The sequence below is a fragment of the Kitasatospora sp. NPDC090308 genome (assembly GCF_044769485.1).
Taxonomy (GTDB): domain Bacteria; phylum Actinomycetota; class Actinomycetes; order Streptomycetales; family Streptomycetaceae; genus Kitasatospora; species Kitasatospora fiedleri.
Genome location: NZ_JBIVXY010000003.1, coordinates 308,390 through 323,956, shown reverse-complemented (window position 1 = coordinate 323,956; position 15,567 = coordinate 308,390). Strand labels below are relative to the sequence as shown.

General features: G+C 75.9%; 11 protein-coding genes. 6 read left to right on the top strand and 5 right to left on the bottom strand.

The features are described 5' to 3' along the window. Positions 1-3 precede the first annotated feature (3 nt). The 5 genes from ACIQVD_RS08945 to ACIQVD_RS08925 all read left to right on the top strand — a co-directional run bounded on the left by ACIQVD_RS08945 (position 4) and on the right by ACIQVD_RS08925 (position 5,802). Entirely contained in the window at positions 4-1,116 is a 1,113-nt protein-coding gene (locus ACIQVD_RS08945) for an ABC transporter ATP-binding protein (protein ID WP_402287177.1), read from the top strand. Next, positions 1,103-1,765 carry an ABC transporter permease gene (locus ACIQVD_RS08940; protein ID WP_400678866.1) on the top strand — a complete coding sequence of 221 codons (663 nt, stop codon included), beginning with the start codon at positions 1,103-1,105 and terminating at the stop codon, positions 1,763-1,765. Before ACIQVD_RS08945 ends, ACIQVD_RS08940 begins: the two co-directional genes overlap by 14 nt. Continuing rightward, positions 1,741-2,502: an ABC transporter permease gene (locus tag ACIQVD_RS08935; RefSeq protein WP_402287173.1), complete on the top strand. Its 762-nt coding sequence runs from the start codon at positions 1,741-1,743 to the stop codon at positions 2,500-2,502. Before ACIQVD_RS08940 ends, ACIQVD_RS08935 begins: the two co-directional genes overlap by 25 nt. Beyond that, positions 2,499-3,437 (top strand): ABC transporter substrate-binding protein, encoded by a 939-nt coding sequence (locus ACIQVD_RS08930; protein ID WP_400678864.1) that lies wholly within the window; start codon positions 2,499-2,501, stop codon positions 3,435-3,437. The genes ACIQVD_RS08935 and ACIQVD_RS08930 overlap by 4 nt, the downstream gene beginning before the upstream one ends. A gap of 316 nt (positions 3,438-3,753) precedes the next feature. Further along, positions 3,754-5,802 (top strand): glycosyl hydrolase family 18 protein, encoded by a 2,049-nt coding sequence (locus tag ACIQVD_RS08925; protein ID WP_402287170.1) that lies wholly within the window; start codon positions 3,754-3,756, stop codon positions 5,800-5,802. 144 nt (positions 5,803-5,946) lie between these two features. On the opposite strand, the gene ACIQVD_RS08920 is transcribed toward ACIQVD_RS08925, so the two are convergent. The 3 genes from ACIQVD_RS08920 to ACIQVD_RS08910 all read right to left on the bottom strand — a co-directional run bounded on the left by ACIQVD_RS08920 (position 5,947) and on the right by ACIQVD_RS08910 (position 9,218). Next, on the bottom strand, positions 5,947-7,218 hold the full coding sequence (locus ACIQVD_RS08920; RefSeq protein WP_400678861.1) for a multidrug effflux MFS transporter: 1,272 nt from the start codon (positions 7,216-7,218) through the stop codon (positions 5,947-5,949). A 132-nt stretch (positions 7,219-7,350) separates the two neighbouring features. Further along, a complete protein-coding gene (locus ACIQVD_RS08915; protein ID WP_402287166.1) occupies positions 7,351-7,806 on the bottom strand; it encodes a hypothetical protein in 456 nt (151 codons plus the stop codon). A gap of 224 nt (positions 7,807-8,030) precedes the next feature. Continuing rightward, on the bottom strand, positions 8,031-9,218 hold the full coding sequence (locus ACIQVD_RS08910; RefSeq protein ID WP_400678858.1) for an acyl-CoA dehydrogenase family protein: 1,188 nt from the start codon (positions 9,216-9,218) through the stop codon (positions 8,031-8,033). Positions 9,219-9,440: 222 nt separating this feature from the next. On the opposite strand from ACIQVD_RS08910, the gene ACIQVD_RS08905 reads away from it, so the two are divergent. Then, the gene (locus ACIQVD_RS08905; protein WP_400678857.1) at positions 9,441-10,859 is read left to right on the top strand and encodes a class II fumarate hydratase; all 1,419 of its coding nucleotides are present in this window, start codon (positions 9,441-9,443) and stop codon (positions 10,857-10,859) included. Positions 10,860-10,934: 75 nt separating this feature from the next. Here the strand turns inward: ACIQVD_RS08905 and ACIQVD_RS08900 are convergent, their stop codons facing one another. Next, positions 10,935-12,302: a lanthionine synthetase C family protein gene (locus tag ACIQVD_RS08900; RefSeq protein ID WP_402287163.1), complete on the bottom strand. Its 1,368-nt coding sequence runs from the start codon at positions 12,300-12,302 to the stop codon at positions 10,935-10,937. Positions 12,303-12,354: 52 nt separating this feature from the next. Next, entirely contained in the window at positions 12,355-15,462 is a 3,108-nt protein-coding gene (locus tag ACIQVD_RS08895) for a lantibiotic dehydratase (protein WP_402287159.1), read from the bottom strand. Positions 15,463-15,567 lie beyond the last annotated feature (105 nt).

Here is a 15,567-nt window from a genome sequence, read left to right as displayed (position 1 = left end):
TCCGTGATCAGATTCGAGGGCGCCGCCAAGCGCCACCCCGACGGCACGGTCGCCGTCCGCGGCCTGGACCTGGACGTGCCGGCGGGCCGGACCACCGTGCTGGTCGGGCCGTCCGGCTGCGGCAAGACGACCATCCTGCGGATGGTCAACCGGATGGTGGTGCCCACCGCCGGGCGGGTGCTGCTGGACGGGACGGACGTGGCGGGGCTGCCCGCGGCGCAGTTGCGGCGCGGCATCGGGTACGTGATCCAGCAGGCCGGGCTGTTCCCGCACCGCCGGGTGATCGACAACGTGGCGACGGTGCCCCGGCTGCTCGGCTGGGACCGCAAGCGGGCCCGGGCCCGGGCCGCCGAACTGCTGGAGCTGGTCGGCCTGTCGCCGGAGACCGCCCGCCGCTACCCGGCGCAGCTCTCCGGCGGCCAGCAGCAACGGGTGGGCGTGGCACGGGCGTTGGCGGCCGATCCGCCGGTGCTGCTGATGGACGAGCCGTTCAGCGCGGTCGACCCGCTGGTGCGCGCCGGGCTCCAGGAGGAACTGCTGCGCCTACAGGCCGAACTGGGCAAGACGGTGCTGTTCGTGACGCACGACATCGAGGAAGCGGTCCGGCTCGGCGACCGGGTGGTGGTGCTCCGCGAGCACGGCGAGATCGCCCAACTCGCGGACCCGCACACCCTGTTGACCGCCCCGGCGGACGACGGCGTGGCCGCCTTCCTGGGCCGCGACCGCGGCCTGCGCGGGCTGGGCCTGCGCCCGGCCGGCACCGTCCCGCTGGACGGGCTCCGGCCCTCCTACGGCGAGTGGACCCTGGCGCTCGACCCGGAGGGCCGCCCGGAGCACTGGGCGCGCGGCGCCGAACGCCACCCGGCCCCGGTCTTCGCGCCGTCCCGGGACTCGCTGCGCTCCGCGCTGGACGCGGCCCTGCTCGCCCCGTCCGGCCTGGCCGTCGCGGTGGACGCCGAGGGCCGGGCGGTCGGCACCGCGAGCCGCGCCGCCGTCGTCGAGGCGCTGGCCCTGAGCCAGGCCGCACCGGCCGCGGAGGCCCCGGCCGCGGAGGCCGCGCAGGCCCCGGCCGGAAGCTCCCCCGAGTCTGCGCAGGTGCCGCATGCTGGACGGTGAGCCGCTGATCCGCTGGCGCTGGCTCGGTGACCACCTCGGCTACCTGGGCGACCTGACGGCCGACCACGCGGTGATCGCGCTGGTGCCGGTGCTGATCGCGCTGCTGCTGGCGCTGCCGCTGGGCCTGGCCTGCGCGCGCTTCCCCCGGCTGTACCAGCCGCTGGCCGCGGTGTTCAACGTGGTGTACGCGCTGCCCTCGCTGGCGGTGTTCGTGGTGCTGATCCCGTACACGGGGCTGGCCACCCGGGAGACCGTGATGGTGCCGCTGACCTGCTACGCGCTGGCGGTGCTGCTGCCGACCGCGGTGGACGGGCTGCGCGCGGTGCCGGAGCCCGTGCGGCAGGCGGCCACCGCGATGGGCTACGGCCCGTGGCGGCGGCTGGCGGCGGTCGAGCTGCCGGCCTCGGTGCCGTACCTGATCGGGGGGCTGCGGGTCGCCGCGGTGTCCTCGATCTCGCTGGCGGCGGTGGGGGCGCTGGTCGGCCGGGGCGGGCTGGGCTACCTGTTCGTGGACGGCTTCCAGCGGACCTTCCCGACGCCGATCCTGGCCGGGATCGCCCTGGTGGCGCTGCTGGCGCTGGCCGCCGACCTGGTGCTGCTGGCGGCCCGCCGGGTGCTGGCGCCGTGGTCACGGGGGGTGGCGCGGTGAACTGGCTGGGCTGGCTGCACGACTTCTTCGCCGACCCGGCGCACCGCTCGGGTCCGGACTCGATCCTGCACCGGGTGCTGGAGCACCTGGTGTTCTCCGCCGAGGCGCTGGGCCTGGCCGCGCTGGTGGCGCTGCCGCTGGGCCTGCTGATCGGCTACTCGGGGCGCGGCCTGTTCCTGGTGACGGCGCTGGCCGGCGTCGCGCGCGCCCTGCCGACCCTGGGCCTGGTGACGCTGGCGGTGCTGCTGGCGGGCGTCGGCGAGACGGCGGTGCTGCTGCCGCTGACGGCGCTGGCCGCGCCGCCGATGCTGGTGGCCGCCGCCGAGGGGGTGCGCGGCACCGACCCGGACGTCCGGGACGCGGCCCGCGGCATCGGCCTGACCCACCCGCAGACGCTGCTGCGGGTGTGCGTGCCGGCCGCCGCGCCGACCCTGCTGGCGGGGGTGCGGACGGCGTCGGTGCAGGTGATCGCGACCGCCACGGTCGCCGCGTACGTCGGCCTGGGCGGCCTGGGCCGGTACGTGATCGACGGGCTGGCCACCCGCGACTTCCCGACCACGGTCGGCGGCGCCCTGCTGGTGGTGCTGCTGGCGGTGGCCGTCCAACTGCTGTTCGCCCTGTTCATCCGGCTCGCGTCGCCGCCCGGCGCGCGCGCCGGCCGCACCACCGCAGAACCCGTACCCGTAGACACCGACGACCCCGCGGGCTCCCCCGCACTCGTGAAGGAATCCCCATGACGACCCGTCCGGTCAGAATCGCCCTCGCCGCCCTCCTGCTGACGGGCGCGGCGGCCTGCTCCTCCTCCGGCGGCGGCGACCCGCTGGCCGCGAAGTCCTCCGCCCCGGCGACCTCCGGCGGGCCCTCCAGCCCGGCGGGCGGTTCCGGGAAGACCGTGGTGGTCGGCTCGGCGAACTTCCCGGAGAACGTGCTGCTCGCCTCGATCTACTCGCAGGCCCTGCAGGCCAAGGGCGTGAAGGTGGAGGAGAAGTTCAACATCGGCAGCCGCGAGCTGCTGTACGGGCAGTTGCAGTCGGGCGCGCTGACGGTGCTGCCGGAGTACAACGGCGCGCTGCTGGCCTACCTGGACGCCAAGTCGACCGCCGCCAGCGAGGACCAGGTGAACGCCGAGCTGAAGGCCAAGCTGCCGGCCGGGCTGGCGATCCTGGACTCGGCGGCGGCCGAGGACAAGGACTCGCTGACGGTCACCCAGGAGACCGCCGACAAGCTGGGCGTGAAGTCGATAGCCGACCTGGCGGGCAAGGCGCAGGACCTGGTGGTCGGCGGGCCGCCGGAGTTCAAGTCCCGTCGTGAGCAGCAGTTCAAGGACGCCTACGGGCTGACCTTCAAGGAGTGGAAGCCGACCGGCGACACCACCGCCAACGCGCTGAAGGACGGCACCGTCCAGGTCGGCAACGTGTTCACCACCGACCCGAAGGTGGTCCAGCTGAAGCTGGTGTCGCTGGACGACCCGAAGAACGTGTTCAGCTCGCAGAACGTCACCCCGCTGGTGAACACCGGCGGTCTGGACGCCACCGGGACGGCCGCGCTGAACGCGGTCTCCGCGAAGCTCGACACGGCCGGGCTGACCGCGCTGATGAAGCGCGTCGCGGTGGACAAGGAGGACCCGGCGGCGGTCGCCAAGGACTGGCTGAAGTCCAGCGGCCTGAGCTGATCCGCGCCGCCCGTCGGCCCCGCACCGAGCAGTCGGGTGCGGGGCCGACGGCACGTCAGGACCCTGATTCCCAAGGGTTGGCAAAGCTCTCGGAGGGCCGCCCCAGCGAACTGTAAAGAGTCTTGACAGATGCAGTGGTCCAGACCAAACATGAGTCCGCTGTACTTCCCGACCGGGACGCATCGTGGGGGTGTGACCACCGGCCGGGGCGAGCCTTGCCCCGCACCACCCCGGCACTCCCTGTACCAGGCCGATCCACGCCCCCGTGCCCGAGCACCGGCACGCGGGCCCCCCTCCCATGCCTGATGGAGACTCGATGCGCCTTCACCGACCACTCCAAGCGCTGCTCGCCACCGGCGCGATGGCGGCCGCCTCGCTGGGGCTGATCTCCGCCCCCGCGCAGGCCGCCACCCCGCTGCCGCAGCACGTCTTCGCCCCGTACTTCGAGGCGTGGACCGGCGAGAGCCCGGCCGCCCTGGCCGCCCAGTCCGGTGCCAAGCACCTGACCATGGCGTTCCTCCAGGCCGCCACCAAGGGCTCCTGCACCGCCCTGTGGAACGGCGACACCTCGATGCCGATCTCGAACTCGGTGTTCGGCGCCGACATCGCCACCATCCGCGCCAACGGCGGCGACGTGATCCCGTCCTTCGGCGGCTACACCGCCGACAACACCGGCACCGAGATCGCCGACTCCTGCACGGACGTCAACCAGATCGCCGCCCAGTTCGAGAACCTGATCACCACCTACGACGTCTCCCGGATCGACCTGGACATCGAGGACAACTCGCTGACCAACACGGCCGGCATCGACCGCCGCAACAAGGCGATCAAGATCGTCGAGGACTGGGCCGCCGCCAACGGCCGCAGCATCCAGTTCAGTTACACCCTGCCGACCACCACCAGCGGCCTGGCCTCCAGCGGCCTGGCGGTGCTCAAGAACGCGGTCACCAACAACGCGCGGATCGACGTCGTCAACATGATGACCTTCGACTACTACGACGGCGCCTCGCACGACATGGCGGCGGACACCCAGACCTCCGCGCAGGGCCTGTACAACCAGTTGGCGAAGCTGTACCCGACCAAGACCTCCGCCCAGCTGTGGAACTCGATCGGCATCACCGAGATGGCCGGCATCGACGACTACGGCCCGGCCGAGACCTTCACCGTCGCCAACGCCACCACGGTCTACAACTGGGCCGTCTCCAAGGGCATCAACACGCTGTCCTTCTGGGCGCTGCAGCGCGACAACGGCGGCTGCCCGGGCACCGCCGGCTCGGACAGCTGCTCCGGCATCGCGCAGGGCACCTGGGACTTCAGCCACATCTTCTCGAAGTTCACCAGCTCCTCCGTCCCGGCCAACGACTTCTCGGTGGCGCTGAGCCCGGCCACCGGCTCGGTCACCGCCGGCGGCGCCACCTCCGCGACGGTCAACACCGCCGTCACCTCCGGCTCGGCCCAGAGCGTCAACCTGTCGGTGACCGGCGCCCCGGCCGGCGTCACCGCGTCGCTCAGCGCCTCCACCGTCACCGCGGGCGGCTCGGCCACCCTGAACGTCTCCACCGCCCCGGGCGTCGCCAACGGCAGCTACCCGCTGACCGTGACCGGCACCGGCGCGAGCGGCACCCACTCGGCGACCTACACCCTGACCGTCACCGGCGGCAGCACCGCCTCCGACTTCTCGGTCGCGCTGTCGCCCGCCGCGGGCTCGGTCGCCGCCGGCGCCGCCACCTCCGCGACGGTCGGCACCGCCGTCACCTCCGGCACCGCCGCGACCGTCAACCTGACCGTCTCCGGCGCCCCGGCCGGCGTCACCGCCGCGCTCAGCGCCTCCAGCGTCACCGCGGGCGGCTCCGCCACCCTGAACGTCTCCACCACCGCCTCGGCGGCCCCGGGCACCTACACCCTGACCGTCACCGGCACCGGCGCGGGCAAGACCCACACCGCCACCTACGCGCTGACCGTCACCGGCACCACCCCGCCGCCCACCGGCCTGGCCAACGGCGACCTGGAGAGCGGCAACCTCGCCCCGTGGACCTGCCAGAGCGGCGGCGCGGTCGTCACCTCCCCGGTGCACGGCGGCTCCAAGGCCCTGAAGGCCGTCCCGACCGCGGGCGCCACCGGTGAGTGCGACCAGACCGTCACCCTGGCCCCGAACCACGCGTACACCCTGACCGCCTGGGTCCAGGGCCCGTACTCGTACGTCGGCGTCAGCGGCGGCGCCACCGCCTCCTCCTGGGCGAACGGCACCTCCTGGACCAAGCTGACCGTCCCGTTCACCACCGGCGCCAACGGCACCGTCACGGTCTACCTGCACGGCTGGTACGGCCAGGGCGCGGTCTACGGCGACGACTTCTCGATCGCCTGACCCCCGCTCCACCCCCGGACCCGGCCCGGCCGGTGGCACCCCGCCACCGGCCGGGCCGGGCCGCTTCCGGAACCACCGGGGGGCCCGGAACCACGGGGAGTCCGGAACCGCCGGAGGGCCCGGAACCACGGGGAGCCCGGCCGCTCAGCGCTCCCGGCACAGCGGCAGGAAGGACGCCAGCGCCAGCACCGCGCAGCCCAGCACCACCGCGCCGAGCACCGTCGCCGACGGCCGCCCGCCCAGGCTGCTGAGCGGGGCGACCACCGCGCCGCACAGGTAGGTGCCGGTGCCCAGCAGCGCGGACGCCGAACCGGCGGCGTGCGGGGCCATGGTCAGCGCCCGGCCGTTGGCGTTCGGCAGGATGACGCCCATCGCGCCCATCAGCACGGTCAGCGCGGGCCACACCCCGGCCAGCCCGGTGTCCCACACCGTGGTGCACAGCACCACGGCGGCCCCGGCCAGCGCCGCGGCGGACAGGCCGCAGACCAGCAGCGTCCGCTCGGAGTACCGGTGCACCAGGAAGCGCCCGTTGAACTGGGTGACCGCCAGCAGCGCGATCGAGTTCACCGCGAAGACCAGGCTGTAGGTCTGCGGGGTGATCCGGTACACCTCCTGGAGCACCACCGAGGAGCCGCCGACGTACGCGAACAGCGCGCCGAACGCGAAGGTGCTGACCAGCAGGTAGCCGAGGAACACCCGGTCGCGCAGCAGCCCGCCGATCGCCCGGACGGTGGTGCCGAGGCCGCCGCCGTGCCGCCGCTCGGGCGGCAGCGTCTCGCGGACGCCGAGGGCGCAGGCCGCGGTGAGCACCGCGCCGAGCAGGGCCAGGGCGACGAAGGTGCCGCGCCAGTCGGTGACGTGCAGCAGTTGGGCGCCCGCCAGCGGGGCGACGATCGGGGCGAGGCCGGAGATCAGGCCCATGGTGGCCAGGAACCGGATCATCGCGGTGCCCTCCAGCCGGTCCCGGACCACCGCCCGGGCCACCACCAGCGCGGCGGAGCCCGCGGCGCCCTGCACCACCCGGCCGGCCACCAGCAGCGGCATCGAGTCGGCGAACGCGCACAGCAGGCTGGCGGCGGTGTACGCGGCCAGGCCGGTGAGGATCGGGCGGCGGCGGCCGAGGCGGTCGCTGAGCGGGCCGAACAGCAGCTGGCCGAGCACCATGCCGAGCAGCGAGCCGGTCAGGGTGAGCTGGGCGGCCGGGGCGGTGGAGTGCAGGTCGGCGGTCAGGTCGGGCAGCGCGGGCAGGTAGAGGTCGGTGGTGAACGGCCCCAGCGCGACCAGGCAGCCCAGGGTGATCACGGTGGCGGTGGCGAACGGGGCGGGCCGCGGGGTCTCCGCGCCCACCTCCTCCGGCCGGAGCGGGAGGTCGGATGCGGTCTGGTCGCCGTCGGGGTCGACGGTCGGGCCTGGCATGGGGCTCCTCACGGATGGCGGGTGTGCGCACCGTCCTATCCCATCCACCCGCCCGGGCGGAAACCGGACCCGCCGGGCCGCCACCCGGCACCCGCTCGGCCGCCGCCCGCTCGGCGGCTACCCGGTCGGCGGCTACCCGGTCGGCCCGGCGGTGCGGGCCCCGGCGGTGGCCGGGGCGCCGCGCCAGCCGTAGAGCTGGTCGCCGACCAGGGCGACGTCGTACTGCCCGCAGTGCGCGGTGGCCCGGCGCGGGGTGTCGGTCGGGAACCAGTGGGCGCGCAGGTGCGGGTCGGGCGCCGGGCTCGCCGGGGTGCAGTCGGCGGGCAGCGCGCGGCCCGGGAGGGTGGCGCGGATCAGCCGCTCGCCCTGCTCGCCGGGGGCCAGGAAGGCGATGCCGGTGGCGGAGTCGGGGAGCCAGCGCGGCACCTCGGTGCGGTCGGCCTTGGCGGCGGCTCCGCTGGGGTAGCGGACGGTCTGGTCCATCCGGTCCTGCGCCCGCTGGATCGCGGCGGGCGCCACCATCACCAGCAGCATCGCCGCCGCCGCTCCGCCGAGCACCACCGTCGCCGCCGTCCGTCCGCCGCCCATCGCCCCTCGTCCCTTTTCCCGCCGTTCCGGTCCTTCCCCTCCATGGTGGGTGCGGGCGGGGGCCCGATCCATGCGCACCAGGTACCGAGCGGGGTCCGCCGGAAGTCGGAGACCGGGGGCCGGGCCCCCGACTTCCGGCGGACCCGCGACCACCCGGCGGGAGGACCGGCGGTGCGCGCGGACGGCCCCGCCGCCGGTCCGGTGCGCCGGCCGGCGGACTCCGGTCAGCGGTAGGCGGATTCGCCGGTGATCGCCTCGCCGAGGACCAGGGTGTGCACCTCCGAGGTGCCCTCGTAGGTGAGCACCGACTCCAGGTTGTTGGCGTGCCGGAGCACCGGGTAGGCGGTGGTGATGCCGTTGGCGCCGAGGATCGTGCGGGCGGTGCGGGCGATCTCCAGCGCGGTGCGGACGTTGTTGAGCTTGCCGAAGGAGATGTGCGCGGCCTGCGCCCGGCCCTCGTCCTTGAGCCGGCCGATCCGGACCGCGACCAGGTACGCCTTCTCCAACTCCAGTGCCATGTCGACGAGTTTCTGCTGGGTCAGCTGGAAGCCGCCGATCGGGCGGCCGAACTGGACCCGGTCGCGGGCGTAGTCGACCGCGGCCCGGTAGCAGTCCCGGGCGGCGCCGACGGTGCCCCACAGGATGCCGTAGCGGGCCTCGCCGAGCGAGGAGAGCGGGGCGCGCAGGCCGCGGGCCGTCGGGAGCACCGCGTCGGCGGGCAACCGGACGCCGTCGAAGGCGAGTTCGCTGGTGACGGAGGCGCGCAGGGAGAGCTTGCCGGGGATGTCGCGGGCGGTGAAGCCGGGGGCGCCGCGCGGGACGAGGAAGCCGCGCACGCCGTCCTCGGTGCCGGCCCAGACCACCGCGACGTCGGAGACCGAGCCGTTGGTGATCCACAGCTTGGCGCCGTCCAGGACCCAGTCGGTGCCGTCGCGCCGGGCCCGGGTGCGCATCGAGGCCGGGTCGGAGCCGGCCTCCGGCTCGGTCAGCCCGAAGCAGCCGACGGCCCGTCCGGCGGCCAACTCCGGCAGCCAGTGCCGCTTCTGCTCCTCCGAGCCGAAGGCGTGGATCGAGCGCATGGCGAGCGAGCCCTGCACCGAGACGAAGCTGCGCAGCCCCGAGTCGGCGGCCTCCAGCTCCATGCAGGCCACCCCGTACTCGGTGGCGGTCGACCCGGTGCAGCCGTAGCCCTCCAGGTGCATCCCGAGGACGCCCAGCTTGCCGAGTTCCGGGGCGAGTTCGCGCACCGGGAAGGTGCCCCGCTCGTACCAGTCGGCGAGGTGCGGGCGGACGTGCCGGTCGGTGAACGCGCGGACGGTGTCGCGGATCAGCCGCTCGTCCTCGGTGAGCAGTTCGTCGACGCCGAGCAGGTCGAGCGGGTCGGGGCGGCCGGCGGGTGCGGCGGTGGCCATGGGCGGGCTCCTCGGAGGGTACGGGGGGTGCGCGGGGGTGTTCGGGCGTGTTCGGGGTAGGCGCGGGTGCGTCACCGCTGTCCCTACCGGTCGGTACGCCGCGCGGTCAAGGGCGCCACGGCGGGCCCGGTCCGCCGGCCCGGTCCGCCGACACGCGGCGGCGGCGCGCCGGGAATGCCGGGCGTCCGTGGAAGGCTGACCGGTCCAGGAGGTGTACCGACCATGGCGGACGGACAGCACGAACAGCAGCAGTGGCGGACCGAGCACGACTCGATGGGCGAGGTCCGCGTCCCGGCGGCGGCCAAGTGGCAGGCGCAGACCCAGCGCGCGGTGGAGAACTTCCCGGTCTCCGGGCAGCGCCTGGAGCGCGCCCACATCGCGGCGCTGGCCCGGATCAAGGCGGCGGCGGCCACCGTCAACGCCGGGCTCGGCGTGCTCGACGCGGAGACCGCGGCGGCGATCGGGTCCGCGGCCGAGGAGGTCGCCGAGGGGCGCTGGGACGACGAGTTCCCGGTGGACGTGTTCCAGACCGGCTCCGGCACCTCCTCCAACATGAACGCCAACGAGGTGATCGCCACTCTGGCCGCCGAGCGCCTGGGCCGCCCGGTCCACCCCAACGACCAGGTCAACGCCTCGCAGTCCTCGAACGACGTCTTCCCGTCCTCGATCCACATCGCCGCGACGGGCGCCGTCCTGCACGAGCTGGTCCCGGCCCTGGAGCACCTGGCGCGGGCGCTGGAGGCCAAGTCCGCGGAGCACGCCGAGACGGTGAAGTCCGGCCGCACCCACCTGATGGACGCCACGCCGGTGACGCTCGGCCAGGAGTTCGGCGGCTACGCGGCCCAGGTCAGGTACGGCGTCGAGCGGCTGCGCGCGACGCTCCCCCGGGTCGCCGAACTCCCGCTCGGCGGCACGGCGGTGGGCACCGGCATCAACACCCCGCCGGGCTTCTCGGCCGCCGTCATCGCCGAGGTGGCCCGCGCCACCGGCCTGCCGCTGACCGAGGCCCGCAACCACTTCGAGGCCCAGGGCGCCCGGGACGGCCTGGTCGAGCTCAGCGGCCAGCTCCGCACGATCGCCGCGGGCTTCACCAAGATCGCCAACGACCTGCGCTGGATGGGCTCCGGCCCGCGCACCGGCCTGGCCGAGATCAACCTGCCCGACCTCCAGCCCGGCTCCTCGATCATGCCGGGCAAGGTCAACCCGGTCCTGCCCGAGGTGGTGCTGATGGTCGCCGCCCAGGTGATCGGCAACGACACCACCGTCACGGTGGCCGGTGCGAGCGGGAACTTCGAGCTCAACGTGATGCTCCCGGTGATCGCCCGGAACGTGCTGGAGTCGATCCGCCTGCTCGCCACCTCGGCCCGCCTGCTGGCGGACCGGGCGGTGGACGGCCTCACCGCGAACGTCGACCGGGCCCGCGAGTACGCCGAGTCCTCCCCGTCCGTGGTCACCCCGCTCAACCGGTACCTCGGCTACGAGGAGGCCGCGAAGGTCGCCAAGCAGTCGCTGGCCGAGCGCCGGACCATCCGCGAGGTGGTCCTCGACCGGGGCTACGTGGAGCGCGGCCTGCTCACCGAGGCGCAGCTCGACGCGGCGCTCGACGTGCTGCGGATGACCCGCCCGCGGGACGCCGACTGACGGACGGACGGGCGGCCGACCGGCGGGCGGCCGGCGGGCGGCCGGTCGGCGGGCGGCCGGTCGGTCGGCCGCCGGTCAGGACAGCAGCAGCGGCATGTCCCAGTCGCGCGGGGTGCCGCCGACCGCGTACGAGTCGAGGGCGAGCGCGACACCGGCCGCCCCGTCCAGGTAGCCGGAGACGTCGCTGGCGAAGGGCCGGCGGGTCATGGTGAAGCGCAGGCCGAACGGGGCGTCCGGGTCGAAGGCGTCCAGCAGCCGGGTGGCGGTCTCGTCGCGCCGCCGCTCGATCCGCTCGTCGGCGAAGTGCTCGTTCAGGCGGCCGAGTTGGTGCAGCGCACCGGCCCAGCCGTGGCACAGCGCGTGGTCGGCGACGCCCCAGTCGTCGAGCGGCAGGCGCAGCAGCCGCTCGACCGAGTCGCGGGCGGTGGCCGTCCAGTCCGGCCGGTCCAGGACGGCCCCGGCGGTCTGCAGGGCGCGCGAGACGCCGGGCGCGCCGTAGCACCAGGACGGCCAGCCGGCGGGCTCGCGGTACGCGTCGGGGCCGGCCAGGTACGCGTCGAGGCCGAGGTAGCCGGGCCAGTAGGTGCCGTGCCCGTCGCGCACCGCCCAGCGCACCAGCAGGTCGGCGGTCTCCTCCAGCGCCTCCCGGTGGCCGGGCAGCCGGACGCCGTCGCGCCAGGCCAGCGCGAGCAGCATCAGCGGGCCCGCGACGCCGTGCGAGAGGCCGAGGTTGAGGTGGCCGTCCGGCAGCAGGTGCTCGGAGCCGGCCCGGGGCGCGTCCAGCGCCCACCAGCGCGGGACGCGGGCGCCGCGGTGGCGGGTGGTGCCGCGGGCCAGCGCGATCAGGTAGCCGAGGACCTGCTCCAGCTCCGGGCCGCAGGTCTCGGCGCGGGCCAGCAGGTAGCGGCCGACGCCGGTCATGCCGCGCACCACCTCGTAGTGCCCGATGGTGGCCAGCGGGCCGGGCGGGACGGCGGGCAGCGCGGTGCGCACCAGTTGCCGCTGGTAGGCGTCGAGCCGGTGCAGCGCGGTGGTGTAGCCGCCGGTGGCGCGGTGGGCGGCCAGCACGGCGAACGCGAGCGCGCCGGGGCCCTTGAAGATCCCGCTGGGCACGGTGTCGCCGTCGGCGGCGGCCCGGGTCGCCACCGCCAGGTAGCCGTGCGCCCGGGCCGTCCGCTCGGTGCCGGGCCGGGCGCCGCCGCTGAACGCCAGGGAGAGCCCGGGGCTGCCGCTGCCGAGCGTCAGTTCGGCCCAGACGTTCTCGCCCGCGCCGCCGCCCGCCGCCCCGCCGTCCGCGGCTTCGGCGGGTATCCGGGTGGCGGCCGCGGTCGCGGCGGGGTCGGCGAGCCGGTCCAGGATCAGGTCGGACAGCCGCCCGGCGGCCTCGCGCGACCGGGCGCGTTCCGCGGGCACGGCGGCGGTCATCGGTACAGCGGCGGTCATCGGGGGCTCCGGTCGTCGGTGGCGGGTCGGGGACGGGCGGTCCGACGGGTCGTCACTCCCGCCGCCCGCCGTGCGCCGCCCGGCCGGTCAGCGTCCGGGCGGCGCCGCGCAGGACGGCGTAGCCGCGGGCCTCGGCGGCCGGGTCGATGCCGAACAGGCGGTTGTGCCGCATGTGCAGCAGCGACATGACCGCCTCGTCGCGGTCGGCCTCGGGTGCGGCGAGCAGCAGTCGGCCGAAGTCGCGCGGGGCCGGGGAGTCGGTCCAGAGCGGGGCGAGGTCGGGGACGCCGAGGTGTTCGGCGGCGTGCCGGGCGGCGTCGCCGGGCCGGATCAGCCGGTCGGCCAGGGCGCGGTGGCGCTGGTAGGCGCGGTGGTCGTCGCCCTTCTCGAACAGGTGGACCGCCCAGGCGCACCAGTCCCAGTCGCCGAGCGAGTCCAGCAGCACGGCGTGGCCGACGGCGGCGAGCACCTCGTCGGGGACGGCGGCGGCTCCGGCGCGGCGGGCCCGCAGTTGGAGCAGCGCGGAGCGGCTGTCGGTCTGGAAGAGCCGTTCGGCGCTCTCCTGGGCGTCCGGGCCGAGGTAGCGGTCGGTCTCGGGCCGGTACGCGTCGAGCGCCATGGTGCGCAGCGCGCCGTTCCCGACGAGTCGGCGCACGTGCCGGGTGAGGGCGGGCAGGACGCGGCCGGCCAGCGCGGCGGGGTCGCCGTGCAGGCGCAGCCGCAGGTGGGGTTCGGGGTCGCGGTAGCGGAGGAAGAACCAGCGGTCGACGTCGTCCTCGACCTCGGCGAGCAGCGCGGGCAGGTGCTCGGCGAGCAGGGTGTCGTGGGTGCCGGGTTCGGCGTACAGCTTGGCGAACAGCCAGTCCTCGCCGGGGAGGTGGACCCGGGTGGGGGCGGTGCGGACCGCGGACCTGGCGAGCGGCGGCCGGGCGTCGGCGGCGGCGTCGGCGGGGGCCGGGCGGGCGGCGCGGAACAGCGGGACGACGATCTCGGTGCTGTGGCCGTGGTTCCAGCCGAGTCCGGCGCCGTCGGCGGTGAGGTCCTGGAAGAGCTGGAACCTCGGTTCGGGGGCGGTGAGTTCGGCGCGCAGCAGGTCGGCGTCCCAGCTCTCGCGCAGGTCGATCGGGAAGGTCCGGTCGTTGCTGGCGAGTTGGAGCCGGTCGGGCACCCGGTAGCGCTCGCGCCAGGCCCGCAGTCCGTCCGTCCAGGCGGCGGGTCCGGCGGTGCGGGCGGCGTCGCGCAGGCGGCGGCCGGGCAGCCAGCGGCGCGGGGTGGTGAGGACCTTGCCGTAGCGGACGGCGGGCAGGTAGGGCAGGGTGTCCAGGCCCGCCCAGTCCCAGCCGGACCAGACCCGGGGGCGGGCGGCGGCCAGGTCGGCCAGGAAGCGGGCGACGGGCGGGGCCTGCGCGTCCAGGGCGAGCATGTGCGGGAGGACCGGGACGACCGGGCGGCCGGTGTCCGGGTGCAGCAGGCGCAGGCCGTCCTCGCCGGCGGCGACCAGCAGGGTGCGCCAGTCCAGGCAGTGCGGGTCGCCGCGGTCGGCGGCGACGCCGATCGGCAGGCGGTGCGGCAGCAGCGGCGGCACCTGGACGAGGTTGAGCGAACGCGGGTCGCGCGGGGCGAGTTCGACCTGGACGGGCAGCGCCCGCCCGTCGGCGGGCCCGGCGGCGAGGGCGGCCAGGCCGTCGGTGAGGCCGGCCAGGTCGGCGAACCGGCCGGCGGTGGCCCCGGCCGTCCAGGAGCCGGTGTGCGGGCTGCCGAGCAGCAGGAACTCGCCGCGGTCGAGGGCGGCGGCGGAGTCGGCGAGGAGCTGGAAGCAGAGTTCCAGGGTGCGCGGCGGGCGGCTGCCGCCGGGGGCGTGGCCGGCGGCGTCGGCGAGGCGGTCGATGTCGGCGTCGTCGAGCACCAGGTCTCCGCCCGCCAGCACGGCCTGCTGGACGAGTTCGGCGACGGCGTTGCGGCGCGGCCGGTCGGCGTCCTGGCCGGGCCCGGAGCGGGAGTGCGCGGGCGCGGCGCCGCCGTACTCGGGCGGCAGGCCGAGGCCGCGGTGCGGGTCGGCGAGGTCGGCGAGCGGGACGGCGCTCGCGGTGCCGTAGTGCTCGACGAAGCGGTCCCGGTAGTCGCGCAGGTGGTGCAGGGTGGTCCACTCGGGGGTGATCGCCCAGATCGCGGCGGCGTAGCGGCGCGCCTCGGCGCCGACCTCCTCGGGCAGCACCAGGTCGGCGCCGGTGCGCAGGTCGACCTGGACGGGCGGGCGTTCGCCCGCGCGGCCGTCGGGGTCGAGGGCGCGGACGCGGTCCAGCAGGTGCCGCCAGGAGGCCAGGCCCGCGCCGGGGCGGTCGCGTTCGTGGGCGGTCGCGGCGGCCCGGACGGCGCGCAGTCCTTCCGCGGCCGCGGGGAGGGCGCCGTCGAGGGCGGCGTCGATCCGGTCCAGCAGGGCGTCGTCGATCCGGTGCGGGGTGAGCGAGGTGAGCAGGAAGCCGTGCTGGACGAGTCCGGCGAGCAGGCCGTCGATCCGTCCGGGGGCCACGGCGGGGAAGCGGCCGGCCAGGTCGGCCAGCAGGTCGGCGTACCCGACGGGGCGGGCGGCGGCCTCCCGGACCCGGGCGACCAGGGCGTTGTCGCGCACCGAGACCTCGCGTTCGCCGGTGTGCCGCAGCAGGCGGCCGTCGCGCAGCACGCACAGGTCGTCGAGGACCACGTCGACCCGGCGGCGGACCTCGGGCACGGCGAGCCAGTCCAGCACCCGGCGGTGCAGCCAGCCGCCGTCGAGGCGGACCCGGACCCGGCCGGGGCCGGGCGGCGGGATCTTGGCGACGGCGCCGAACCGGGCCCGGCCGACGCCGGCGAACAGGCCGAACGGGGTGGGCCGGCCGCCCGCGCGGCGGGCGTAGCGGGTCAGGGTGCGGGCGGCGCTGACGGTGCGCTTGCGGCCCAGGGCGGCGGCGCCGCCGGGTTCGGCGAGCCGCCGGAGGCTGAGCGCGAGGCTGCCGCTGGCGACCTCGACGGCCTGCCGCAGCAGCGGGTCGGCGGCCAGGCGGCGGGCGCCCGGGGCGGGGTCGGCCGGGTCGATCCGGGGCTCGGCGCCGGTCCGCGGGGTGCCGGCCGTCCGCACCAGCACCGGTTCCCGGACTTCGAACAGGTCCAGCTCTGCGCGCACGTTCGTGGGGCCCCTCGGGTTCGCGGGTGGGAAGAGCTTCGCGGGCGGGAAGGAGGGCGTCCGGGCGGGACGAGCCGCCCGGCGGGCGGGAGCGCGCGGGGCGGG

Excerpts from the sequence above, each read along its gene's own strand:
- ACIQVD_RS08920 (WP_400678861.1), bottom strand. The coding sequence starts at position 7,218 with ATGCCAGGCCCGACCGTCGACCCCGACGGCGACCAGACCGCATCCGAC.
- ACIQVD_RS08910 (WP_400678858.1), bottom strand. The coding sequence starts at position 9,218 with ATGGCCACCGCCGCACCCGCCGGCCGCCCCGACCCGCTCGACCTGCTC.
- ACIQVD_RS08900 (WP_402287163.1), bottom strand. The coding sequence starts at position 12,302 with ATGACCGCCGCTGTACCGATGACCGCCGCCGTGCCCGCGGAACGCGCC.
- ACIQVD_RS08915 (WP_402287166.1), bottom strand. The coding sequence starts at position 7,806 with ATGGGCGGCGGACGGACGGCGGCGACGGTGGTGCTCGGCGGAGCGGCG.
- ACIQVD_RS08905 (WP_400678857.1), top strand. The coding sequence starts at position 9,441 with ATGGCGGACGGACAGCACGAACAGCAGCAGTGGCGGACCGAGCACGAC.
- ACIQVD_RS08930 (WP_400678864.1), top strand. The coding sequence starts at position 2,499 with ATGACGACCCGTCCGGTCAGAATCGCCCTCGCCGCCCTCCTGCTGACG.
- ACIQVD_RS08940 (WP_400678866.1), top strand. The coding sequence starts at position 1,103 with ATGCTGGACGGTGAGCCGCTGATCCGCTGGCGCTGGCTCGGTGACCAC.
- ACIQVD_RS08925 (WP_402287170.1), top strand. The coding sequence starts at position 3,754 with ATGCGCCTTCACCGACCACTCCAAGCGCTGCTCGCCACCGGCGCGATG.